General features: G+C 50.5%; 16 protein-coding genes. 12 read left to right on the forward strand and 4 right to left on the reverse strand.

The genetic code is table 11. The annotated features are described in order from the left end of the window. Positions 1 to 217 precede the first annotated feature (217 nt). On the forward strand, positions 218 to 1,864 hold the full coding sequence (gene pgi / locus ACGHTT_RS06675) for a glucose-6-phosphate isomerase (protein WP_390594285.1): 1,647 nt from the start codon (positions 218 to 220) through the stop codon (positions 1,862 to 1,864). Here the strand turns inward: pgi and ACGHTT_RS06680 are convergent. After that, the gene (locus ACGHTT_RS06680) at positions 1,856 to 3,964 is read right to left on the reverse strand and encodes a prolyl oligopeptidase family protein (RefSeq protein WP_390594286.1); all 2,109 of its coding nucleotides are present in this window, start codon (positions 3,962 to 3,964) and stop codon (positions 1,856 to 1,858) included. The genes pgi and ACGHTT_RS06680 overlap by 9 nt on opposite strands. A gap of 408 nt (positions 3,965 to 4,372) precedes the next feature. Here ACGHTT_RS06680 and ACGHTT_RS06685 point away from each other — a divergent pair, with 408 nt between their 5' ends. After that, the gene (locus ACGHTT_RS06685) at positions 4,373 to 6,898 is read left to right on the forward strand and encodes an exo 1,3/1,4-beta-D-glucan glucohydrolase (RefSeq protein ID WP_390594287.1); all 2,526 of its coding nucleotides are present in this window, start codon (positions 4,373 to 4,375) and stop codon (positions 6,896 to 6,898) included. Positions 6,899 to 6,976: 78 nt separating this feature from the next. Here the strand turns inward: ACGHTT_RS06685 and ACGHTT_RS06690 are convergent, their stop codons facing one another. Further along, positions 6,977 to 7,438, reverse strand: a complete 462-nt coding sequence (locus ACGHTT_RS06690) for a methylglyoxal synthase (protein ID WP_390594289.1) — start codon at positions 7,436 to 7,438, stop codon at positions 6,977 to 6,979. Positions 7,439 to 7,595: 157 nt separating this feature from the next. Further along, positions 7,596 to 8,879, reverse strand: a complete 1,284-nt coding sequence (locus ACGHTT_RS06695) for a sugar MFS transporter (RefSeq protein ID WP_390594290.1) — start codon at positions 8,877 to 8,879, stop codon at positions 7,596 to 7,598. A 453-nt stretch (positions 8,880 to 9,332) separates the two neighbouring features. On the opposite strand from ACGHTT_RS06695, the gene zwf reads away from it, so the two are divergent. The 8 genes from zwf (at position 9,333) to ACGHTT_RS06735 (ending at position 18,894) form a co-directional block, all read left to right on the forward strand. After that, positions 9,333 to 10,769, forward strand: coding sequence for a glucose-6-phosphate dehydrogenase (gene zwf, locus ACGHTT_RS06700; protein ID WP_390594291.1), 1,437 nt, complete (start codon positions 9,333 to 9,335; stop codon positions 10,767 to 10,769). A 3-nt stretch (positions 10,770 to 10,772) separates the two neighbouring features. Beyond that, on the forward strand, positions 10,773 to 11,459 hold the full coding sequence (gene pgl / locus ACGHTT_RS06705; RefSeq protein ID WP_390594292.1) for a 6-phosphogluconolactonase: 687 nt from the start codon (positions 10,773 to 10,775) through the stop codon (positions 11,457 to 11,459). Positions 11,460 to 11,494: 35 nt separating this feature from the next. Then, positions 11,495 to 13,351, forward strand: a complete 1,857-nt coding sequence (edd, locus tag ACGHTT_RS06710) for a phosphogluconate dehydratase (RefSeq protein ID WP_390594293.1) — start codon at positions 11,495 to 11,497, stop codon at positions 13,349 to 13,351. Further along, entirely contained in the window at positions 13,351 to 14,358 is a 1,008-nt protein-coding gene (gene glk, locus ACGHTT_RS06715) for a glucokinase (RefSeq protein WP_390594294.1), read from the forward strand. Before edd ends, glk begins: the two co-directional genes overlap by 1 nt. A 13-nt stretch (positions 14,359 to 14,371) precedes the next feature. Next, complete coding sequence (locus ACGHTT_RS06720; protein ID WP_390594295.1) at positions 14,372 to 15,004, forward strand: bifunctional 4-hydroxy-2-oxoglutarate aldolase/2-dehydro-3-deoxy-phosphogluconate aldolase; 633 nt, start codon at positions 14,372 to 14,374, stop codon at positions 15,002 to 15,004. Between the two features lie 171 nt (positions 15,005 to 15,175). Beyond that, positions 15,176 to 16,180 carry a type I glyceraldehyde-3-phosphate dehydrogenase gene (gene gap, locus ACGHTT_RS06725; protein WP_390594296.1) on the forward strand — a complete coding sequence of 335 codons (1,005 nt, stop codon included), beginning with the start codon at positions 15,176 to 15,178 and terminating at the stop codon, positions 16,178 to 16,180. A 133-nt stretch (positions 16,181 to 16,313) separates the two neighbouring features. Then, complete coding sequence (gene pyk / locus ACGHTT_RS06730) at positions 16,314 to 17,762, forward strand: pyruvate kinase (RefSeq protein ID WP_390594297.1); 1,449 nt, start codon at positions 16,314 to 16,316, stop codon at positions 17,760 to 17,762. Positions 17,763 to 17,892: 130 nt separating this feature from the next. After that, positions 17,893 to 18,894, forward strand: coding sequence for a LacI family DNA-binding transcriptional regulator (locus ACGHTT_RS06735; protein WP_390594299.1), 1,002 nt, complete (start codon positions 17,893 to 17,895; stop codon positions 18,892 to 18,894). 32 nt (positions 18,895 to 18,926) lie between these two features. Here the strand turns inward: ACGHTT_RS06735 and ACGHTT_RS06740 are convergent, their stop codons facing one another. After that, on the reverse strand, positions 18,927 to 19,268 hold the full coding sequence (locus tag ACGHTT_RS06740; protein WP_390594301.1) for a hypothetical protein: 342 nt from the start codon (positions 19,266 to 19,268) through the stop codon (positions 18,927 to 18,929). A gap of 63 nt (positions 19,269 to 19,331) precedes the next feature. Between ACGHTT_RS06740 and ACGHTT_RS06745 the strand changes: the two genes are divergently transcribed. Beyond that, positions 19,332 to 21,494 (forward strand): type I secretion system permease/ATPase, encoded by a 2,163-nt coding sequence (locus ACGHTT_RS06745; protein WP_390594303.1) that lies wholly within the window; start codon positions 19,332 to 19,334, stop codon positions 21,492 to 21,494. Further along, positions 21,475 to 22,851, forward strand: coding sequence for an HlyD family type I secretion periplasmic adaptor subunit (locus ACGHTT_RS06750; RefSeq protein WP_390594305.1), 1,377 nt, complete (start codon positions 21,475 to 21,477; stop codon positions 22,849 to 22,851). The genes ACGHTT_RS06745 and ACGHTT_RS06750 overlap by 20 nt, the downstream gene beginning before the upstream one ends. Positions 22,852 to 22,856 lie beyond the last annotated feature (5 nt).

The following is a 22,856-nucleotide window of genomic DNA, read 5'->3' on the forward strand; positions in this document are numbered from 1 at the left end:
TTGCCTTTTTGCAAAATACCGATTTGATGATGGGGCTAGGGTAGAGCGATTCGCGGGCTTCGGCAAGCCGAAACACCGTTCAGGCTGCGCTCAGTTTAACCTGCTGCAGGTTAAGTCGGCGGTGGCAAGCGGCAAGCGAGTTTCACATTGACAAGGTTTGATCACTTAGGGAGAATGAGACAACGTTGTCATTTTTTGTTCAAATAAGGTTATTGTTATGACGTCCCGAACGCAATTGCCCGAGTGGCAGTCTTTGGTCAAGCACGCTGCAGCTGTTAAAGACCGCCCTATCTCAGACTTGTTTCAGCAAGATGCACAGCGGTTTTCAAACTTTTCCCGTAAGGTTGCCAGTACGTTGTACGATTTCTCTAAGAACAACCTTTGCGAAAGCACCCTTGGGCAGTTGCTCGATTTAGCCCAGGCGGTTGATCTTCCCGCTTGGCGCCAGCAGCTTTGGGACGGGGCGCCGCTCAACAGCACCGAAAAGCGCGCCGTGTTGCATGTGGCATTGCGCGATAGGAGCGGCCGCGCTTATTGGGTCGACGGTAAAAATATCACACTTGAAGTGCATGCCCAGCTGGAAAAAATGCGTCGTTTTTGCGCTGACGTTCGCGCAGGCCAGTGGCTAGGTTATAGCGGCAAGCCTATTACCGACGTGGTGAGTATTGGTATTGGCGGTTCCAATTTGGGCCCGCAGATGGCTTGCGAGGCCTTGGCTTCCTACGCCGATGACACGCTGAAGGTGCATTTCGTGAGCAATGTAGACGGCGTACAAATTCGCCGCGTGCTAGCCAGCTTAGATCCGGAGCGAACCCTATTTGTGGTCGCCTCGAAGACTTTTACCACGCGCGAAACGATGTTAAATGCACAAACAGCCAAAGCGTGGCTGCTGCAACGGGCATGTGAACATGGCGCTGTAGCAAAGCACTTTGTGGCGGTGACCTCGTCGGTTGAAAAGGCCGAGGCTATGGGTATAGCGCCGGAAAATTGTTTTGAAATGTGGGATTGGGTGGGCGGCCGTTTTTCACTTTGGTCGGCGATTGGCTTACCCGTGGCATTGTACTTAGGCTTTTCTTATTTCGAGCAAATGTTGGCGGGGGCCTATGAGATTGATCGACATTTCTTTGAGGCGCCCGAACGCGATAATGTGCCCGTGTTAATGGCGTTGATTGGCGTATGGAACAACACCTTTTTAAACATGCCGACCCAAGCCATCTTACCCTACGACCAAGCTTTGAAATTCTTACCCGCCTATCTTCAGCAGGCGGAGATGGAAAGCAACGGTAAAACCGTGAACCGGCGTGGCGAGCAGGTTCCATATACAACCGGTGCGATTTTATGGGGGCAGCTGGGCATAGATGGGCAGCACGCTTTCTACCAGCTTTTACATCAGGGCGCGCATAAAGTTGCCGCAGATTTTATTGGCTCAGTTACACCGGTATTGGATGCCGAAGGGCATCATACTAATCTATTGGCCAACTTGTTGGCTCAAACCCAGGCGTTGATGGAAGGCGTGGGTGAGCCGGCTGTGTTAGCGGATCTCGCGGCGCGAGGTTTGCCAGAGGCAGAACAAGGCGCTTTGGCGCCTCACAAAGTGCATCGTGGTAATCAACCGACCAACACCTTACTCATGACGAAAATTACAGCGCAAAGCCTAGGTGGCTTAATCGCATTGTATGAGCACAAGATATTTGTTCAGGGCGTGATTTGGGATGTGTGTTCTTATGATCAATGGGGCGTTGAGCTAGGTAAATTGTTAGCAAATAGGTTGGAGCCGCAGTTAGCGGGAGAAGAACCGCCCATAACACAGGACGGTTCAACCTCGGGCCTTATTCGCTACGTGAGAGCTCAGCAGCTAGGGTAGGGTTTGCCACAATAATGTGTAACCAAGAGCAATGCGCTTTGCGAGTTGCTCTTTGGTGCTGGAGCCGCCATGGCCGCCTTCGCGGTTTTCGTAATACTCAACACTATGGCCTTGGGCCTTCATTTTGGCGGCCATTTTTCGTGCGTGCCCTGGGTGTACGCGGTCGTCTTTGGTTGAGGTGTAAAACAAAATCGGCGGGTAGTGTTGATCAGCGCCGACATTTTGAAAGGGCGAATAAGCTTTCAGCCACTGCCAGTTCGATTCAATGTCGGGATTGCCGTACTCTGCCATCCAGCTCGCGCCGGCTAATAGCGTATGGTAGCGCTGCATATCGAGCAGCGGCACGCCGCTGATCACCGCGCCGTACAATTCTGGGTGCCTGACCATCGTCGCTGCTACCAGTAGCCCGCCATTGCTTCGCCCTTCAATGCCGAGATGTTTGGCTGAGGTGATCTTCTTGTTAGTCAGGTCTTGCGCCACTGCCTCAAAGTCTTCGTAGGCTTTGTGGCGATTCTCTAACAGCACAGCGCTATGCCATGCCGGCCCATATTCACCGCCGCCGCGAATGTTGGCGAGCACGAATACACCGCCACGCTCTAGCCAAAGTTTTCCGTAGGCGCCGTTTAAGTCTTCATAAGAGCCTGAGTAAGACGGCTTTAATGAAACTCGAAATCCGCCATAGGAGAAAATATGGGTTGGGTTTTTACCGTTGAATTCGATGTCTTTTTTCATCACCGCAAAATAGGGGACTCGGGTGCCGTCGACAGAGTTTGCAAAAAATTGTTCGACTTTAAATTGACTAGCGTCAAAACTGGCGGCCTGCGCGGCAACCAGCTGTGATTTGAGATTGGTGTCGATGTAGTACAGGCTCGGTGGGGTAAGAAAATCTTCAAAGCGCGCAAAAAATGCGCCGCTTTTTTGATCGATAGTCTCAATGCTTAGGCTGCCTACCGAGGGTAAGTCTAAGGCTTCGAAACGCCATGCGCCGTTAATCGAGGTGTATAAGCGCGCCTGGGCTTTTACGTCCACTAACCCAATGGCGATAATGCCCCTTGGGCTTGTGTGTAATTCTTCGACGATAAACTCAGTGCTCGGTTCTATAAGCAGCGTAATGTCATGGGCCGCTGCTTTTTCTGGCGTGACCAGTGCCTGTGGCCTTATTAACAGGACCGCACCCTCCGGAAATATCCGGCCGTTGAACTGCCATTCCTGTTTCAGGGAAACCAGCAATTGACCTTTTATAAAATCGTTAATGGTTGCGCTTGGCGGCAGTGCTATGTCGCTCAGTTCACCGTTGACCAGTAGGTGATAGCGAGATTCCCAAAAAGTGGTTGCATCGGTGATGATATCGACACTGTATTGACCATCTTTGTAGCGATGGCCACTGGCGGAAACTGAGGTTTTATCGGCGCTATACAGAAGTTTGGCATCGGTAAACGGGGTGCCGCGCGACCAAAGACGAACCTGGCGCGGGTAACCAGAGTTGGTTTGGCTGTCGGCGCCAAAATCGGTGCCGAGGTAGACTTGGTTTTCGTCAATCCAGTCGATGTTAGTTTTTGCCGCAGCGAGATTAAAACCTTGCGCGACAAACCTCAGAGTTTCGGCATTAAACTCGCGCACTTCAATCGTATCGCCACCGCCTTCTGACAGGGACATCAAGCAGTGGCGATATTCCGGTGCGAGGCAATTTAAGCCTTTAAACACCCACTGCTTATTTTCGGCGGCCGATAAGGCATCCAGATCAATCACGGTTTGCCACACGGGAGATTTGGCAATGAAATCACTGGCTAAGCTGCGACGATAAAGCCCGCGCGGGTGCTCTGCATCTTGCCATAGGTTGTAAACGTACTCGCCTTTTTGATGAATACTTGGCAATCGCTCTGGGCTAGAGATTACCGCCAGCGCCTGCTGGTAAAGGGATTGATAGAGCGCGGACTTACCGAGCCTAGCGTCCGTTTCGCTATTGTTGGCATCGACCCAGGCGATGGCAGCTTTGCCGTCCACGTGTTCCAGCCACTGATAATCCTCAGCGGTCTGTTGGCCTTTAGAGCAGGCCAGCAGGTTAAGTAAGAGGCTAAAGCAGGCGAGGTATCTAAACATTCCGGCGTCCTATGGCTGATTTTTAGAGTGAGTATAGGGTTCAGTGACTGTATGACGAAACACACATCCAAACACCCAAATGCAAGATATCGTCACAAGGGTCTTGCATTCTTATGGTAGTTTTGACTATATTGGTGGTGTGGCGCGGTTGTGGGCCTTTTTTGATGCGTATTTCAAGGGGCTTGAGCCACGGGTGTTTAGTAAGCACCGGTAATCTGATGTATGGGTACATCAGGCTGCGTATTCTCTCGTTCGCTTTGCCGGCCACCTCTGGTGGTCGGTATTTTTCAAGGTTAAGACCTTAGATATTTAGATGCGAGACGTATAAAAATAATATCGTTGCGCCCGTTTGGGCGAATGAATGTCAAAAATAGGCTGAATATCAGCGCATAATTCAAAGGCAGTGTTATGAAAACCACGCTTAAACTGGGGAGCCTAGGGTGTCTATTATTGGCACTAGCGGCCTGTCGTTCAGATCAGCCCGCGCCGGCTGCTCAGGTCGATTGGGCGCCGGTCAACAGCCCGATTCGCGCCGACGCAAAAATGGAAGCTCGAATCACTGAATTGATAAGCCAGATGTCTGTTGAGCAGAAAGTCGGGCAATTGGTACAGGTTGAGATTCGCTACATAACTCCGGCGCAAGTGAAACAGTACCATATCGGCTCAATTCTCAATGGCGGCGGTACCTTTCCCAATAACGACAAGTACGCCAGTGAAACCGATTGGGTGAATGTGGCTGAGACGTTTTATCAGGCCTCCATGGATACCAGCAACGGCGATCTTGCGATTCCGGTTATCTGGGGCACAGACGCCGTGCACGGTCACAACAACGTTATTCGCGCGACGCTTTTTCCCCACAATATTGGCTTGGGCGCGACCCGCAATCCAGAATTAATTCGCGCCATTGGTTCTGCTACAGCACGCGAAGTGTCCGCCACGGGTGTGCAGTGGACTTTTGCGCCCACGGTGGCAACGCCTCGCGATGACCGCTGGGGCAGAACCTACGAAGGTTATTCGGAAGACCCAGAGGTTGTGCGCCAATTTGCCGCCGAAATGGTAAAGGGTATTCAAGGTGAAGCGGGCACTAGCGAGTTGTTTTCACCCTCAAAGATGGTGGCCACGGTTAAGCATTTTGTCGGCGATGGTGGCACCTATATGGGGCGAGATCGCGGCGACACAAAAATTAGCGAATTGGAGTTGCGAGATATTCATGCGCAGGGCTATTTTTCTGGCTTAGGTGCTGGCGCGCAAACCGTGATGGCATCGTTTAACAGTTGGAATGGCGAGCGGCTACACGGCAGCTTCCATATGCTAACTGAAGTCTTAAAAAATCAAATGGGTTTCGATGGTTTTGTCGTTGGCGATTGGAACGGTCATGGCTTCGTGCCCGGCTGTGATTTCACCTCGTGTGCGCAGGCTATTAATGCCGGTTTAGATATGTTCATGGCTATTCAAGAATGGCATGACTTGTTAGAAAGCACGATTCGTCAAGCCAAGAGCGGTGAGATTCCCATGGCGCGCTTGGACGACGCCGTGCGTCGTATTCTTCGCGTGAAAATGCGTGCCGGGCTATTTGATGGTGTGTCGCCAAAGCAGCGCGCAGTACTTAACGGTGTTGGCGACGTGCTCGGCAACCCTGAGCATCGCGCACTGGCTCGTCAGGCTGTACGTGAATCCTTGGTGTTGTTGAAAAATCAAGATCAGATTTTACCGCTCAACCCCAAACAGCATATTTTAATGGCGGGCGACGGTGCCGATAATATCGGCAAACAGTCGGGCGGCTGGACACTGTCTTGGCAGGGCACTGGCAATACCAATGCCGACTTCCCTGGCGCGACGTCTATTTACGCTGGCGTTAAATCGGTGGTCGATGCTGCCGGTGGCAAAGTCACGTTGAGCGAAGAGGGTAAGTTCGAGGAAAAGCCGGATGTTGCAATTGTGGTTTTTGGTGAAAATCCCTATGCCGAGTGGCAAGGTGATATTAATTCGCTGGAATATCAACCGGCTACGCGAAAAGATTTGCAGTTATTGACGTCGCTCCGGGCTCAAGGCATCCCTGTTGTGTCGGTCTTTTTGTCCGGTAGACCTTTGTGGGTTAATGCTGAATTGAATCAGTCCAATGCCTTTGTGGCGGCGTTTTTGCCGGGCTCAGAGGGGCAAGGCGTAGCCGATGTCATAATGGCTAAAACGGACGGCTCGATTAATGTTGATTTTAAAGGCAAGTTATCTTTCAGCTGGCCGAAGGATTTAAGCCAAGTGGTATTGAATAAGGGCGATAAAGATTACCAACCTTTATTCCCCTATGGTTATGGTCTGTCTTACAGCGATAAGGATACCTTGCTGAGTAACTTACCCGAAGATCGTAATCTGACAGCGTCTGGTCAAGGGCCAGTGCCTTTGGGCATATTTGAAAGCCGTGTACTCGATCCTTGGCAAATTTATTTGGTCGATAGCGAAGGTAAAAAGCCAGTGACCACAAACACCGCAGAGTCTGCCGCGGTAAGTTTAACCGGCCACGATTATCTATTACAGGACGATGCACGGCGGTTAATTTTTTCCGGTACTGAACCTGCCTCGGTTGTTATTGCCTCGGATATCAGCGTCGATTTTTCTGGCTTTCTCGCCAGCAAGTCGAGCTTGATACTTGATTTGCGAGTGAACGCAGTACCGGAAGGCGCTGCTGCAATCCGTCTTGATTGTGGCGAAGCTTGTCGGGGTGCTGTAGACATGAGCGGGTTGTTGAAGCAAGCTGAGCTTAATCAATGGCAAAAAGTTTCAGTGGATTTACAGTGCTTTGTCGATGCCGGGCTTAAGATAGACGCTATTACCGCGCCCTTTGCCATTGATGCAGCGAGTAAAGTTGACCTCTCTTTGGCGAATATTCAGCTGCTGCCTATGTCGGCCAGCGATGCCAACATTAGCTGCCAGCCTTGATTGTCATTAAGTAAGTATACAGTCATAAAAAAACCCGCTAACGCGGGTTTTTTTATGACTGGAAAATTAAATGCAAGCTTAGTTTGCCAGCCGCTCCTTTAAGTAGCCTTCATAGTCGGGCACTTGCCGGTCGAAGCTACCGCGAAACAGTGTTGAGTGCACCATCACATCGGCAGATGCGGGGTTGCAGGCAACGGGAATATTCCATACCGCAGCAATCCGCAACAACGCTTTTACATCGGGGTCGTGTGGCAGTGGCTCGAATGGGTCCCAAAAGAAAATCAGAAAGTCTACCTTGCCTTCGGTTATTAGCGCGCCGATTTGTTGATCGCCACCCAGTGGGCCACTGATTAACTTATTGATTGTTAAGTCTGCATCGCGCTCAATGACAGCACCGGTGGTTCCCGTTCCGTAAAGTGTGTGCGGCGCTAAATCTTTATGGTGCTTTTTGCACCAGGCAACCAACTCTTTCTTTTTGTTGTCGTGAGCCACTAGCGCGACGCGCTTAGTGGCGGCCATGGTAACTGTCTTTTGCAGCATGAGTAATTCCTGTGACGGTTCAAAAGTCGTGCAACCCATGTAGGGTCAAGCTTCTCATTAGGGGTGAGCTTTGGTTGGCTATTGTAGCAGGGGCGGGGCGGTATTTGTCGGGCAAAAAAAAGCCCGCACAGGGTGCGGGCCAAGCGGTGCATCACACTTAGCGAGGCTGTGAGCCTTTGAGTCCGTAGACGGCGATATAGACGTAGCAGACCAAAGGCAATATGAACGAAATTTGAAGCCCAATGCCGTCGGCCAACATGCCTTGCATGAGCGGTATAATGGCGCCACCGACAATCGATAGACAAATGAGGCCGGCGCCATTGCTGGTGAGCCGGCCTAGGCCGGTGATAGCTAGGGCGAATATTGTGGGAAACATAATGGAGTTGAATAGGCCAACGGCCAACACAGACCAAAGTGCGATATTGCCGTTGGTCATTATGGTTACCGCCAGCAAAATGACACAGGCAGTGGCATTGAATGCGAGCACGTATTGGGGTTTCAATTTTTGCATCACTGCCGCACCAATAAAGCGACCGACCATGGCGCCGCCCCAGTAGTAAGTAATGTACTCGGCAGCAGTCGCTTCTGGCATGTTGGCGACTTCGGGAAGGGCAAAGTAATTCACCAGTAGGCTGCCTATCGCAACCTCCGCGCCTACATATAAAAAGATGGCTATGGCGCCCATGATGAGATGGGGGTGATGCCAAATGGTGTCGCTGTCACCGCCGTGTACCACCGTTTCCTCAGGGGTGATGGCAGGAAGCTTAAACCACGCGAAAATGCAGGCTAGGGCGAACAACGTCAGCGCTAAGCCAACATACGGAAGTTGCACAGCGGCCGCTTCCTGAGCGCGATGGCTGTCTAACTCTGCTGGGCTAAGTGCGGCTAGCTGCTCTGCACCTAACACCGCCGCAGATAATATGAGTGTGGCGCCAAAGTAGGGGGCGACGGTGGTGCCTAACGAGTTAAACGCTTGGGTCATGGTCAATCGGCTGGATGCTGTGGCCTGTGGACCTAGCGCCGTCACATAGGGGTTAGCTGAAACCTGTAGTACCGTGATGCCGGCGGCGAGTACGAATAAAGCACCGAGAAATAGTGGGTAGTAACGTAAGCTGGCCGCTGGGTAAAACATCAAGCAGCCAATACCAGCGACAATTAAGCCGGTGACAATGCCCTTTTTAAAGCCAATCTTTTTAACAAGGTGGCCCGCTGGCATGGATACGACGAAGTAAGCACCAAAAAAACAAAACTGTACCAACATGGCTTGCGTGTAGCTGAGCGAAAAGACGCTTTTTAAATGGGGGATAAGAATATCGTTGAGGCAGGTAAGAAAACCCCACATAAAAAATAAGATCGTGAGTGCCGCCAAGGGCACATTGTAGTTCTTATCTTGGGCTTCACTCGATAGCTGATAGCTCGCACTTTCTGTCGTACTGGCCATGTGTCACGCTCCTAAAATCTTATGCTTATAGTCATATGAACTCTAACAGTATTTGATAGCGCCGTCATCAGTTTCTAAGTTTTAGACGTAGCTTTTCATCGTTAGTGGCGTGACTTTGAGTTAAAATGACAGCGCTGTCAATGATAATGTGTGGGTTTTGTCGGTCTCAGCGGCAATAATGGGGCTTTGTCTGCTAGCTAATTGTGGCATAATGGTCCTCGATACATATCAAGCTGTTAGTGGGCTTGAACATATAAAAGACAGCCCTGCATACGTATGAATCGCCAAAACCGCTTATTGCGTCTGCTATATCATTGACAGCGCTGTCAATTAATAATTATGCTTCCCCTTAGTGTCCTATGCTGCCATTCCCGCAAACAGAGTGGTTATTTGGCTGGGTCGGGTAGTGGGTAAGTGGGTAAGCAGGTGCAGAAATAATTTAAGGGGTTTCAATTGCAAGCGACAGATTGGGTGATATTTGGTGGTACCGGCGATCTATCGATGCGCAAGCTTATGCCTGCGCTGTATCGTTGCGAAGAAGAGGGCCGGATGGTCGAGGGTTCGCGCGTTTTAGCGACCAGCCGTGGTAGCACCACGCAAGAGGAATTCGTACAGACAGTCAAAAATGCGTTGCAGAAGTTTTTGCGGCCGGGCGAGTTTGAAGAATCGACGTGGGCGAAATTTGCCGAGCGTTTGTTTATCGTTAATGTAGACCTCAGTGATGTGGCCAGTTGGCGCGATATGGCCGAGCTGCTCAAGGCTTCAGAGGCGACACCGGTTTATTATCTTGCCATACCGCCGTCGCTGTTTGGTGGCGTCTGCGCCACCTTGTCGAGTTTGGATTTAGTCAGCGAGCGCGCGCGGGTTATCGTAGAAAAACCCTTGGGTTACGATCGCGAATCAGCGGAAGCTATCAATAGCGAAATCGCACTTTACTTCACTGAATCACAAGTTTTTCGAATCGATCATTACCTAGGTAAAGAGTCAGTTCAGAATTTATTGGCGCTGCGTTTTGCCAACCGCATGTTTGAGAATATTTGGGACGCTAATTCCATTGATCACGTGCAGATTACTCTCGCCGAATCTGTAGGCGTAGAAAGCCGGGGTGGTTTCTACGATGGCGCCGGCGCTATGCGCGACATGGTGCAAAACCATTTGTTGCAGTTATTGTGTTTTGTTGCCATGGATCCACCCAATGCGTTAGATGCCGATAGTGTGCGCAGTGAAAAAATAAAAGTGTTGCGTTCGCTTCGAAAAATTACCGGCGAGGACATTGGCAAGCACACGGTACGCGCACAATATGTCGATGGTGAGGCCGGTGGTAAGGCGGTTGACAGCTATATTGGCGATCTTGGCAAGCCAAGTAGGACAGAAACCTTTGTTGCAATTCGCGCCTTTGTCGATAATTGGCGCTGGAAGGGCGTACCTTTCTATTTGCGCACCGGTAAGCGCATGAGTGGTCGCTACGCCGAAATGGTCATTCAATTCAAACCTGTTACTCATTCCCTTTTTGGCTCCGAGCAAAATAATCAATTAGTTATTCGTCTGCAGCCGGAAGAGCACATCTATATCAATTTGATGAGCAAAGATATCGCCAGCGCCGATGTAAAACTGCGCCCCATTGAGTTTGAAATTGATTTGGCGGCTGAGTGCAATGCACCTGTGGCCGACGCTTATAAGCGCTTGATGTTGGATGCTATGACGGGTAATGGAACGCTGTTTGTACACCGAGAAGAAGTGGATTACGCCTGGCGTTGGGCCGACCCCATTATTGCCGGTTGGAAGAAGAATTTGGCGCCGCTGTCTTATTACGCCGCGGGCACTAATGGCCCTGAATCTTCGGAAGATTTAATGGCAGACGATAACCGCCAATGGCATGTGCAGGATTAAGTTGTGATTAAAGAATATTTTTTTGAATCAAAGCAGGCGCTGCAGGCGCAGTTAGAACAGGACTTGTTGGCGCAGGTCGATGTGGCGCTAGCAACGGCTGGTAAGGCTAGCTTACTGTTGTCGGGTGGCAGCACACCTGGGCCCGTGTATGAAGCCTTGGGTAAGGTGTTGGATCCACGCGTGCAAGTGGCGCTGGTGGATGACCGCTGGGTTGCTTTGGAGCACAAAGGGAGTAATGAGGCCCTGTTGCGCAACTGTTTTCCAACTCAGCAAGTGATTGGCATGAAAACACCGGATGCTAAACCCCAAGCAGCGGTTACAGCGGTTAATCAAGCTTATCAACAATTGCACCAACCTTTTGCCGTCACAGTGTTAGGTATGGGGCCCGATGGGCACACCGCGTCATTGTTTCCCAACGCCGAGGGATTAGAGGCGGCACTGGCCGATTCAGCGCCCAACTGCGTGGCGATTACAGCCAAGCAGAGCGCGGTCACCGGTGAGTTGGTTGACCGAATGACCTTGTCGCTGAATGGCATTCTAAACAGCCAAAAATTAATTTTGTTGATCACCGGCGAAGATAAGCTCGCGGTCTATCAACAGGCAAAAACAATGAAGAACATCAGTGATATGCCCGTCGCCGCGGTGCTACAACAGCAGCAGGTTGATCTGGATGTTTACTGGGCGAAATAGCCCATCACGTCAATGAATTTTGTAAAAGGCTTAACATGACCTCCGAAGCAACAACTAAGCTCAACCCCGTAGTGGCCAAAGTGACCGCTACCATTATCGAACGTAGTCGCGCTACGCGAACCGATTACCTTGCCCGTATGGAAGCCCAAGCCGAGCAGGGGCCGCACCGTAAAACACTGCCTTGTGGCAACCTTGCCCATGGGTTTGCCGCCTGCGGTACCACAGATAAAGAGCTGCTGGCGCAGTCTGATGTTGCCAACATTGCCATTGTTTCGTCCTACAACGATATGTTGTCGGCGCACCAACCCTTCGAAGATACGCCAAAAGCGATTAAGAAAGTGATTGCCGCTAAGGGTAGTGTGGCTCAGTTTGCCGGTGGTGTTCCGGCTATGTGTGACGGGATTACTCAAGGCATGCCAGGCATGGAGTTGTCGCTGTTTTCGCGCGATGTTATCGCCATGTCAACCGCCATTGCCCTGTCGCACAACATGTTTGATGGCGCTTTGTGTTTGGGTGTTTGCGATAAAATTATTCCCGGTATGCTGATTGGCGCTTTATCCTTCGGCCACTTGCCGATGATTTTTATTCCTGCGGGACCCATGCCATCGGGGTTGCCCAATGACGAAAAAGCTCGGGTTCGACAGTTGTTTGCCCAAGGCAAAGTAGGGCGCGAAGAATTATTGGCGGCGGAGAGTGCCAGCTATCATTCTGCGGGCACCTGTACATTTTACGGCACCGCAAACTCTAACCAGTTGTTGATGGAAATCATGGGGCTGCACCTGCCTGGCAGTTCGTTTATCAACCCCAACACGCCTTTGCGCGAAGCCTTAACCGCAGCCGCAAGTGAGCAAGTGTTAAACTTAGTTAAGAGCGGTTCGGACTATCGCCCACTGGCAAAAATTGTTGATGAAAAAGCCATTGTTAACGCTGTGGTAGGTTTGGTGGCAACCGGTGGTTCAACCAATCACACCATGCATTTAGTGGCCATGGCGGCGGCGGCAGGTATTGTTTTAACCTGGGATGACTTCTCAGCGCTATCGGCGGTGATTCCGTCACTCACCAAAATTTACCCTAACGGCGTGGCTGATATTAACCACTTCCAAGCTGCGGGTGGCATGTCATTTTTAATAGCAACGCTGTTAGATGCAGGTTTGTTGCATGCCGACGTACTCACCGTTCACAGCGAGCCAGGCTTGCAGGCTTATCGCACCGAACCGCAACTGCGCGAGGGTAAATTGGCTTGGGCTGATGGCCCGACAGAATCTCTCGATACCAGTGTTTTGCGCGCCGCGACAGACCCGTTTAGCGCCGACGGCGGTTTAAAAGTTCTCAAGGGTAATTTAGGTCGGGGTGTGATTAAGACCTCTGCGGTGAAAGAGGAGTATCGCGTGCAGGAAGCGCCGGCGATTATTTTCCAAAGCCAGGCCGAATTTATTTCTGCCTTTCAGCAGGGCTTGCTGGAAAAAGATTTTATCGCTGTGCTCCGCTACCAAGGACCGCGTGCCAATGGTATGCCAGAGTTACATAAGTTAGTGCCTATTCTGGGTAGCTTGCAAGATAAGGGCTTCAAAGTTGGATTGGTTACCGATGGTCGCATGAGTGGCGCATCGGGCAAGGTGGCTGCGGCCATTCATGTCACGCCAGAAGCCGCGGCCGGCGGTGTTATCGGTAAAATTCAAAGTGGTGATGTAGTGCGTTTGGACGCAACCACTGGCGAATTAAATGTACTGGTTGATCAAGCCGTATTAGACGCACGTATTGTGGCTATGCCGGATTTATCCGCGAATCAAACAGGTTGCGGCAGAGAGTTGTTCGCGGCTCTGCGCAATCAAGTGACCGGTGCTGCCACAGGCGCTCGTAGTTTTGATTTGACGGTAAACGAGGACTTGTGATGAGCGCTTTGGCATCAACGAATATGGCGCAAAACCATCAAGCCATTTTCCCTTACGTGGTTGCCGATATTGGCGGAACCAATGCGCGTTGGGGTTTGGTGACGGCGTTAGAGGCCACCGGTCACTATCGCATTGAATCAATAAAAACCTTTGAAAACAAAACTCACCCCAAGTTTGAAGATTCGCTGGCTGCCTATATAGATTATCTGGCGGGCGTAAAGGTTCGTCATGTCTGCGTTGCTTTGGCCGGCCCTGTTTTAGGCGATCGTATCGAAATGACTAACATCAACTGGTCATTTTCAGTGCGCGAGGTTGAAGCCGCGTTTTCATTAGACAAACTGTTAATTGTTAATGATTTTACCGCACTAGCCTACGCCACTAGCGCGCTTGTGGGCGAGCAACTTATTGAGATAAAGCCAGGACAACAAAAGCATGCACCCCGTGCCATTCTCGGCCCTGGCACGGGTTTGGGTATGGCATCGCTCGTTCCAGTCGGCGACACGTGGATGCCCCTTAGCGGTGAGGGCGGCCACACCGCCTTTGCACCGCGTGGCGAAGAAGAAATTGCTCTGTGTCAATATTTGCAGGCTAAGCAAGGTTATCTGTCGAAGGAGACTTTCCTCTCGGGTGCAGGCCTAGTGCGAATTTATCAAGGTCTTGCTGCGGTTCGTGGACAAGTTGTTGCAGCAAAATCTGCTGCTGCTATCAGTGCTGCGGCTGTGTCTGGTGAAGACAGTTTGGCGGTTGATACGCTTAATTTGTTTTGCGGCGTGATGGGCTCTACAGCCGCAGATTTAGCCTTAACGGTTGGTGCCTTAGGCGGCGTGTTTTTGGGTGGCGGTATTTTGCCGAGGGTGCGTGAGTTTTTGTTGCAAAGCCCGTTTGTCGAAAGGTTTTGTGACAAGGCGGTCATGTCGCACTATGTACAAGAGATACCTGTTTTTCTAATCGTGGCTGATGAGCCTGCACTTATCGGTGCAGCAGCTTTGTTGGCTGAACATTCGTAACTTTGGATTAATTATGTTTTCAGCAATTGAACGAGTTGTAAATGCGGCACCCGTGGTTCCGGTAATGGTTATCGAAAAAATTGAGCACGCCGTGCCCTTGGCGAGAGCCTTAGTGGCTGGTGGTCTGCCTGTGCTCGAAATTACCTTGCGCACAGACTGTGCGTTAGAAGCAATCAAGCAAATTAAGGCAGAAGTTGAAGGTGCCATTGTCGGCGCTGGTACGGTGAATACACCTGCCGATGTCGAACGCGCTGTGGCGGCGGGTTCTGAATTTTTAGTTTCTCCTGGCTCTACTCCAGCATTGATTGATGCGGCAATTGCCTCCGGTGTGCCCCTGTTACCCGGCGTTAATTCACCCAGTGAAGTGATGGCTTTAATGGAGCGCGGCTTGCGTTATTTAAAATTTTTCCCCGCTGAGGCGGCGGGTGGTGTGCCTATGTTGAAGTCCATTAGTGGCCCGCTACCACAAGTGAAATTTTGCCCAACCGGTGGTGTTAGTTTAATAAACCTGAATGACTATTTGGGTTTGCCCAACGTTGTGTGCGTTGGCGGCAGCTGGATGGCGCCGGTTGAGTTAATGCGTGCAGGCGATTGGGCCGGGATTGAGAAATTGGCCCGTGAAGCGCGTGCAGCAGCTGGAAAGTAATTTGAAGAATGAGGTGAGAAGTGAATGCCTTCGCTAATAGCAGGGCATTTCGAGAGAAGTGTATAGCCGAGAGACATCGGACATATCCGTAAAGCCAAGAGCAGATAAAAATCTGACGCGGTTTAACATTTACGCCAATTTATTGAAAAGACAGATTTAAGGGTAAATATCATGATTAAAGTAGCAATTAACGGCTATGGCCGAATTGGTCGAAATACCTTGCGCGCCCTCTATGAAAGCGCCTTGAAGGAAAAAATTCAAATTGTTGCAATTAACGATTTGGGCGATGCAAAGATGAATGCGCACCTTACTCGTTACGATACTGTACATGGTAAATTCGCTGGCACTGTGGATGTCGATGGCAACGCGATGATCGTCAATGGCGATGTGATTCAGATTTTTTCCGAGCGCGATCCAAAAAATCTACCGTGGGCGCAGTTGGGTGTGGATGTTGTTTATGAGTGCACGGGATTTTTTACCAGCAAAGCTAAAGCCAGTGCACATATTGATGCCGGCGCCAAAAAAGTCATTATTTCTGCGCCTGCAGCGGATGCGGATATCACCGTGGTTTACGGTGTTAATCATGACAAGTTAACTAAAGATCATCAAATCATTTCCAATGCTTCTTGCACCACTAACTGTTTAGCGCCTGTGGCTAAAGTATTGAACGATGCCATTGGTATAGAGCAGGGTATGATGACCACCGTACATGCCTACACCAATGACCAGAAGCTGAACGATGTTTACCACGACGATATGTACCGTGCACGCAGTGCCACTCAGTCGATGATTCCTACTAAGACTGGGGCCGCTAGTGCTGTGTCTTTGGTGTTGCCTGAGTTGAAAGGTAAGCTGGACGGCATGGCTGTTCGTGTGCCGACTATTAACGTGAGCTTAGTGGATTTTAACTTCTTGGCTAGCCGTGAAACCAGTGCAGAAGAAGTGAATGCGTTGATTGAAAAAGCCAGCGCCGGCGCTTTGAAGAATGTCTTGGGTTACAATCTCGAGCCGCTCGTGAGCATTGACTTCAACCACAATACCCACTCATCGGTATTTGATGGCACCCAAACGAAGGTGGCAGGTAAATGGGTAAAAGTGATGAGCTGGTATGATAACGAGTGGGGCTTCTCAAATCGCATGCTCGATAATACCATCGCATTGATGAACGCCAAGTAAGACAAAGGTTCAGTACCGTAAAGCTGCCTCGTTAGAAGGGCGGCTTACGGATAAACAGGCGAGGGAGCCTGACGACTTAGCGCTAACCACGAACGGTGCGCTCAGTCCATACTCACAGAATTACGGAATAGCTATGTTAAGAAGAACCAAGATTGTTTCTACACTCGGCCCAGCAACGGATGATCCAGCAGTACTGGAGCGTTTGATTCTAGCTGGTGTCGATGTCGTGCGTTTAAATTTTTCCCACGGTCAACCCGAGGACCATCAGCTGCGAGCGGATTTGGTGCGAGAGTTTGCCGCCAAGCACAATCGTCATGTAGCGGTATTGGGTGATTTACAAGGGCCTAAAATTCGAATTGCTCGGTTCAAAACCAGCAAAATCGAATTAGCCAAAGGCGATAAGTTTTTTCTCGATTCGGAACTAGACACCAACGCTGGCGATCAGAACGGCGTAGGCATTGACTACAAAGAGTTGCCGGGTGATTCGCGCTCTGGTGATATTTTATTGCTTGACGACGGCCGCGTTGTATTCGAAGTAGATCAAGTGGTTGGCACCCGCATTTTTTGTACCGTCACCGTTGGCGGTGCGCTGTCAAATAACAAAGGTATCAATCGCCAAGGTGGTGGGCTTTCGGCGCCGGCCTTGACTGAAAAGGATCATCGGGATATTGAGTTGGCGGCAAAAATTGGCGTTGACTACTTAGCGGTATCGTTTCCGCGCAAAGCTAGCGATATTCACCGAGCACGTGATCTGTTGATTAAAGCCGGTGGCACGGCTCGCATAGTGGCAAAAATTGAACGCGCTGAGACCGTATTCGACAAAGATTGCCTAGACGATATTATCTGCGCATCCGATGCCGTGATGGTCGCCCGTGGTGATTTAGGTGTTGAAATTGGCGATGCTGCGCTTATTGGTGTGCAAAAAGATTTGATTAGTCGCGCTCGCCGCTTAAACAAAGTGGTAATCACAGCAACGCAAATGATGGAGTCTATGATCAATAGCCCTATGCCCACGCGCGCTGAAGTGTTCGACGTCGCCAACGCGGTATTGGATGGCACCGATGCGGTTATGTTGTCGGCGGAGACAGCTGCGGGTAAATACCCAATTGAAACGGTTGAGGCGATGGTTCGTGTTATTTTGGGCGCAGAAACGCATCCCAAGGCTAATTCGTCGCTCGAATCATTCAATATGAGCTTGGCATCGGTTGACCAGTCCATTGCGATTGCGGCAATGTTTGCGGCAACCCGTATGCAGGGCGTAAAAGCCATCATTTGTATGACTGAATCTGGTAGTACGCCATTGTTGATGTCTCGTATCAGCTCCGGATTACCCATTTTTGCCTTTAGTCGACAGCTAGAAACGCAGGCGCGTGTGGCCATGTTTCGCGGTGTACACAGCATTCCCTTCGATAACAAAGAGATTGCCAATGAATTGGTGAATCAAAGCGCTGTCGATGAGTTGAAAAAGCGTGGCATTGTGAACGATGGTGACCTGGTAGTTATTACCAAAGGCGATTTCATGAATGTGTTAGGCGGAACTAACACCATGAAAATCGTTAAAGTAGGGCAGGCGGTTAAGTAATCGTTTGGGCCTTCAGCCGGGCCTTGGCCCGGCTTTCTATTTTTCGTTAAAGCTATAGAGCGCTGCAGTAGGCGGCGTTGTAAATTGGTTTTAAATTACTTGTGATATTTATTTTACTCTGGGGCGATCGTTGGCGAAATCAACTATCGATGATGTAGCAGCACTGGCTGGTGTATCTATCAAAACAGTTTCTCGCGTGGTTAATAGTGAACCAAATGTGCGTGCGGCTACCCGAGAGAAAGTGCAAAAGGCGATCGATAAGTTAGGTTATCACCCGAGCCAATCAGCGCGAAGCTTAGCGAGTAACCGTTCATACTTAGTGGCATTGTTGTACGACAACCCTTCAGCCAGTTATGTTATCGATGTGCAAAACGGCATATTGGCCGAGTGTCGACCAGCCGGTTATGACCTCTTAATTCACCCTTGTGACCATAAAGACCCTGAGTTGGAGCAACAGGTTGTGAGCCTTGTGCGCCAGTCGCGCGTCGATGGTGTGGTGTTGACCCCGCCTTTGTCCGACCATGAGAATTTAGTGCGGCGCTTGATGGAGCTGCACATTTCGGTGGTGGTTATAGCCCCCGCTCAGGATGCCATTCCCTGCTCAAGTGTCATGACCAATGATGAAGAAGCGGCATTTGCGATGACGTCTCGGCTACTTGAAAAGGGCCATAAACGCATTGGTTATATTTTGGGGCACCCTGATCACAAGGCGATGGCAAATCGTTACCAAGGTTACCAAAAGGCACTAATGTATCAGGGCATCCCGGTTGAAAAGCGTTTGGTAGTGCAAGGTATGAACAGTTTTGAATCTGGTTATTATGCGGCCGAAAAACTTCTTCTGTCGGAAAATCCCCCGAGCGCTATTTTTGCCAGCAACGATGATATGGCGGCCGGTGCGATTAAACTAGCCCATAAACTGGGCAAGAAAATTCCCGGTGACGTAGCCATCGCCGGCTTTGATGACATTCCTGCAGCCGAACAACTGTGGCCAGGTTTGACTACTGTGCGCCAGCCCATCGTAGAAATGGCGCGACAGGCGGCTCAACTTATGTTGATGCAGCTAAGATCCTCCGAGCCCATCGTGCAGCACCAGCGCGTTAAATCGACCTTGATTCAGCGCGAGTCGGTGTAAAAAGTTTGCGTTAAGTGGAACGGGCTCACCGTTTATAGCAGCTCACTATCGTCTAAAAAGTTGTCTTCTGCCTCTTGTAGGTGGGAGCGCAGCTTTTCCCTGTCTAATAATTTCTGTTGCACTACATTTGGAAGATCGGTGAACAGAATGAGGTTTTTGGATATTAATAAGTGAATTAAATCCTCTGTGATGCGGGCGATATCTTGATCCGATTCAGCCAGTGCGCGCTTGTAGGCGTCCGGTGTCGGCATGGTGGTTTGGGCTAAAAAGCGTTCAACCTCCGGGTGGCTGGCGCTGAGTTGTTCGCCGGCTTCTTCTGCACTGCCATGCAGGCTTACAATTCGACCGGCAGAATCGCGTTTAACGTAGGGCATGAGTTGACCTGTGCTGTGGCTTAATAGACTATGCTGCAAATTACAGTCTTACAGAGCATAGCAATGAATTCAGAGGCCTTGGCGGGCGTTTCTCATGAAAAAAGCCAGCGGCAACATGATCCACTGTTGGATTGCCTACTTTCTTTAGCGAAGCGAGAGCATCGCCAGTGTTCGGCTACCTCGCTCGTGGCGGGGCTGCCATTGGTGGATAATCGCCTTTCGCCAGACTTGTTCGTGCGTGCCGCCAAGCGCGCGGGGTTATCGGCCAAAGTAGCCAAGCGCACATTAGATGAAATCCCCTCTTTGGTGCTACCCGTCGTACTGTTACTTGAGGATAACCAAGCGGTTGTTTTACTCAGCCGCGAAGACAGCGGTGATTTACTTTTACTCGATACGGCAACCGATGGGCGTGTCACGGTGACTTCGGAAGCGTTGGCTAAATCTTATACGGGCTTTTGTATATTTTGTAAGCCACAGCACCGTTATGACGAGCGCACCTTAGAGTTGGCGCGTCATCACGACGGGCATTGGTTCTGGCGGGTGATTGGTAAGTCCTGGCGCATCTATCGCGATGTGTTGGTCGCCTCGGTTTTGATCAATCTGTTTGCTCTGGCCAACCCACTGTTTGTGATGAACGTGTACGACCGGGTGGTACCAAATGCCGCACTGGAAACACTCTGGGTGTTGGCAATCGGCGTTATCTTGGTATACGGCTTTGATTTGATTTTAAAGTTGTTGCGTAACTATTTTATCGAGGTGGCGGGGAAGAAAGCCGATGTGCAACTGTCCGCCTATATTTTCGAGCGCGTACTTGGGGCTCGGTACGAAGAGCATCCGCAATCGGTGGGCGTGTTTGCTAGCCAGTTGCGCGAATTTGAGTCCATTAGAAGCTTTATTACCAGTTCAACGGTAACGGCATTCGTCGATCTACCCTTCACGCTTTTATTCCTTGTGGTGATCGTATATTTGGCTGGCCCCTTAGTGTTGGTGCCCCTGAGCGCTATTCCTATTATCTTGTTCTTTTCCTGGTACATGCAACGCAAGCTGGGCTTTGCCGTTGAAGAGACCTATCGCTCATCGGCACAGAAAAATGCGACCTTGGTGGAAACCCTGACGGCCCTAGAAACGGTGAAATTAATTGGTGCCGAAGGTCGATTGCAGCGCTCGTGGGAAAAGTCAGTCGGGCATCTGGCGCAATGGGGCCAGAGGGTCAAACTACTGACATCCACGACCACTGCAGGCGCCGGCATGGTTCAGCAAGTAGCGGGTGTTGTTGTGGTGATTGTGGGTGTGTATCAGATTGCCGAGCGCGATCTCACCATGGGTGGCCTAATTGCCTGCGTGATGTTAGCGGCAAGGGCAATGGCGCCCATGGCGCAGGTGTCTGGGTTGATGGTGAATTTTCACCAAACCAAAACGGCCTTGGAATCGCTTGATGCCATCGTCAATAAACCCCAGGAGCGAGACGATGAAAAGCCTTTTGTGGCGCGCTCGCAGTTAAAAGGAAAAATCACCTTTGATAAAGTGACCTTTTCCTACCCGGGCGAAAAACAAACAGCGGTTGAGCAGGTTAGTTTCACGATTGATGCGGGTGAACATGTCGCCATTATTGGGCGCATAGGTTCAGGTAAAACAACGCTGCAAAAGTTGATGACCGGTTTATATCGGCCGACACAGGGTGCGGTGTTGATTGATGGTGTCGACCAAAGTCAAATCGATCCAGCGGATTTACGCGCGCATATTGGCTCAGTCCCACAGGATGTCACGTTATTTTTTGGCTCGGTGCGGGACAATATTTTATACGGCAACCCCTTAGCAACCGATGACGATGTAATTCGCGCGGCGGAAATAAGCGGTGTATCTGAGTTTGTGAATGCCCATCCCAATGGCTTGGATCGGCAGGTTGGCGAGCGCGGTGCTGCGTTGTCTGGCGGTCAGCGCCAAAGTATTGCCATCGCGCGCGCGGTGCTCAATCAGCCGCCCATTTATATTTTGGACGAACCCAGCACGGCGATGGACAATAGTACCGAGGAGCGTTTAAAGCGGCACCTTACGCAAACCTGCGATGGTAAAACCTTAATCGTCGTAACCCATAAAACGTCGCTCTTAACCTTGGTTGATCGCATTATTGTGTTAGATCAAGGTAGATTAATTGCCGATGGGCCTAAAGAATCTGTGCTTGAAGCACTCAAAAAGGGGCAGCTTCGTGTTTCACCCGCTCACTAAATGGCGTCAATATGTAGGCTCGGCTGATGATCCTGTAGAAAGGCCGCACTTTGACGATGACTTGGATTACATGTCGTCTTCTGCCGCAGCTGTATTGCAACAGTCTCCCCGCGGTGGGCAGGCCTTGCTCTGGGCCGTAGCGGTTTTTTTTGTGGTCATTTTATTATGGGCCAGCTTCGCATCTATCGATGAATTCACCCGTGGCGAAGGGCGGGTTATTCCGTCGCAAAAACTGCAGGTTATTCAGAATTTGGAGGGCGGTATTGTTCAGGAGTTATTTGTTCGTGAAGGTCAGGTGGTGACCCGAGATCAACCTTTGTTGCGTATCGATGATACCTTATTTAATTCATCGCTCCTTGAAACGGATGTAACGCTCGATCAATTGACCGCAAAAGTGGTTCGGTTGGAGGCTGAGGCCGCTGGTCGAGATTTTTCACCTGACAGTATCAAAGATGTTGACGAGCAATTTGTCGCGCAAGAATTTGCCTTATTTACTTCGCGTAAATTAGAGCGCCAAACGGGTGAGTCGGTATTTCGCGAGCAGGCGACACAAAAACAACAGGAGCTCAACGAGCTAGTGGCGCGGGAGCGGCAGATAGCGCGCAGTTATAAGTTATTGGAATCCGAGCTAGAGCTGACCCGGCCTTTGGTTCAGGACGGTGCTGTGTCTGAGGTTGAAATGTTGCGCTTAGAGAGGCAGGCGAACGACCTACTCGGTGAGCTTGAGAGTGCTCAACTCGGCATCCCTCGGGCGCAAGCTGGCCTAGATGAGGTAAGAGAAAAGTTGGCGGCTTCACAGCTTGCTTTTCAGTCAGAAGTGCAAAAGGAATTGGCTGACGTTAAAGGTGAATTATCGCGCCAGTTGCAGTCCAGCAAGGCGGCTGAAGATCGAGTTAAGCGCACGCTGGTAAGGTCCCCTGTGGCCGGTACCGTTAAGCAAATGTTGGTGGATACCATTGGCGGAGTGATACGCCCGGGCATGGATATTGTTGAAATTGTTCCCAATGAAGATAAGTTGTTGGTTGAGGCTCGTGTACGGCCGGCTGATATTGCCTTTATAACGCCTGGCCAGGTCGCCAACGTCAAAGTCACCGCCTACGACTTTGCCATCCACGGTGGACTAGAAGGCAATGTAGTCCAGATCAGCCCAGATACCATTGTCGATGAGGAGGGTAATAGCTATTACCTTGTTCGAATCGAAACGGGTTCGGCATATCTTGGCGATGCGGCTAATCCGCTGCCTATTATTCCCGGTATGGTGGTCAGTGTTGATATTTTGACTGGCGAGAAGACCATACTCGATTATCTGCTCAAACCGATTCTCAAAACGAAGCAGTTAGCCCTCCGTGAGCGCTGATAGTG

The organism is Simiduia litorea, assembly GCF_042853465.1.
GTDB classification, from domain to species: domain Bacteria; phylum Pseudomonadota; class Gammaproteobacteria; order Pseudomonadales; family Cellvibrionaceae; genus Simiduia; species Simiduia litorea.

Coding starts and splice junctions, on each gene's coding strand:
- pyk (WP_390594297.1), top strand. CDS start 16,314: ATGTTAAGAAGAACCAAGATTGTTTCTACACTCGGCCCAGCAACGGAT.
- ACGHTT_RS06720 (WP_390594295.1), top strand. CDS start 14,372: ATGTTTTCAGCAATTGAACGAGTTGTAAATGCGGCACCCGTGGTTCCG.
- ACGHTT_RS06685 (WP_390594287.1), top strand. CDS start 4,373: ATGAAAACCACGCTTAAACTGGGGAGCCTAGGGTGTCTATTATTGGCA.
- ACGHTT_RS06680 (WP_390594286.1), bottom strand. CDS start 3,964: ATGTTTAGATACCTCGCCTGCTTTAGCCTCTTACTTAACCTGCTGGCC.
- ACGHTT_RS06740 (WP_390594301.1), bottom strand. CDS start 19,268: ATGCCCTACGTTAAACGCGATTCTGCCGGTCGAATTGTAAGCCTGCAT.
- ACGHTT_RS06745 (WP_390594303.1), top strand. CDS start 19,332: ATGAATTCAGAGGCCTTGGCGGGCGTTTCTCATGAAAAAAGCCAGCGG.
- edd (WP_390594293.1), top strand. CDS start 11,495: ATGACCTCCGAAGCAACAACTAAGCTCAACCCCGTAGTGGCCAAAGTG.
- ACGHTT_RS06695 (WP_390594290.1), bottom strand. CDS start 8,879: ATGGCCAGTACGACAGAAAGTGCGAGCTATCAGCTATCGAGTGAAGCC.
- gap (WP_390594296.1), top strand. CDS start 15,176: ATGATTAAAGTAGCAATTAACGGCTATGGCCGAATTGGTCGAAATACC.
- glk (WP_390594294.1), top strand. CDS start 13,351: ATGAGCGCTTTGGCATCAACGAATATGGCGCAAAACCATCAAGCCATT.
- ACGHTT_RS06690 (WP_390594289.1), bottom strand. CDS start 7,438: ATGCTGCAAAAGACAGTTACCATGGCCGCCACTAAGCGCGTCGCGCTA.
- pgi (WP_390594285.1), top strand. CDS start 218: ATGACGTCCCGAACGCAATTGCCCGAGTGGCAGTCTTTGGTCAAGCAC.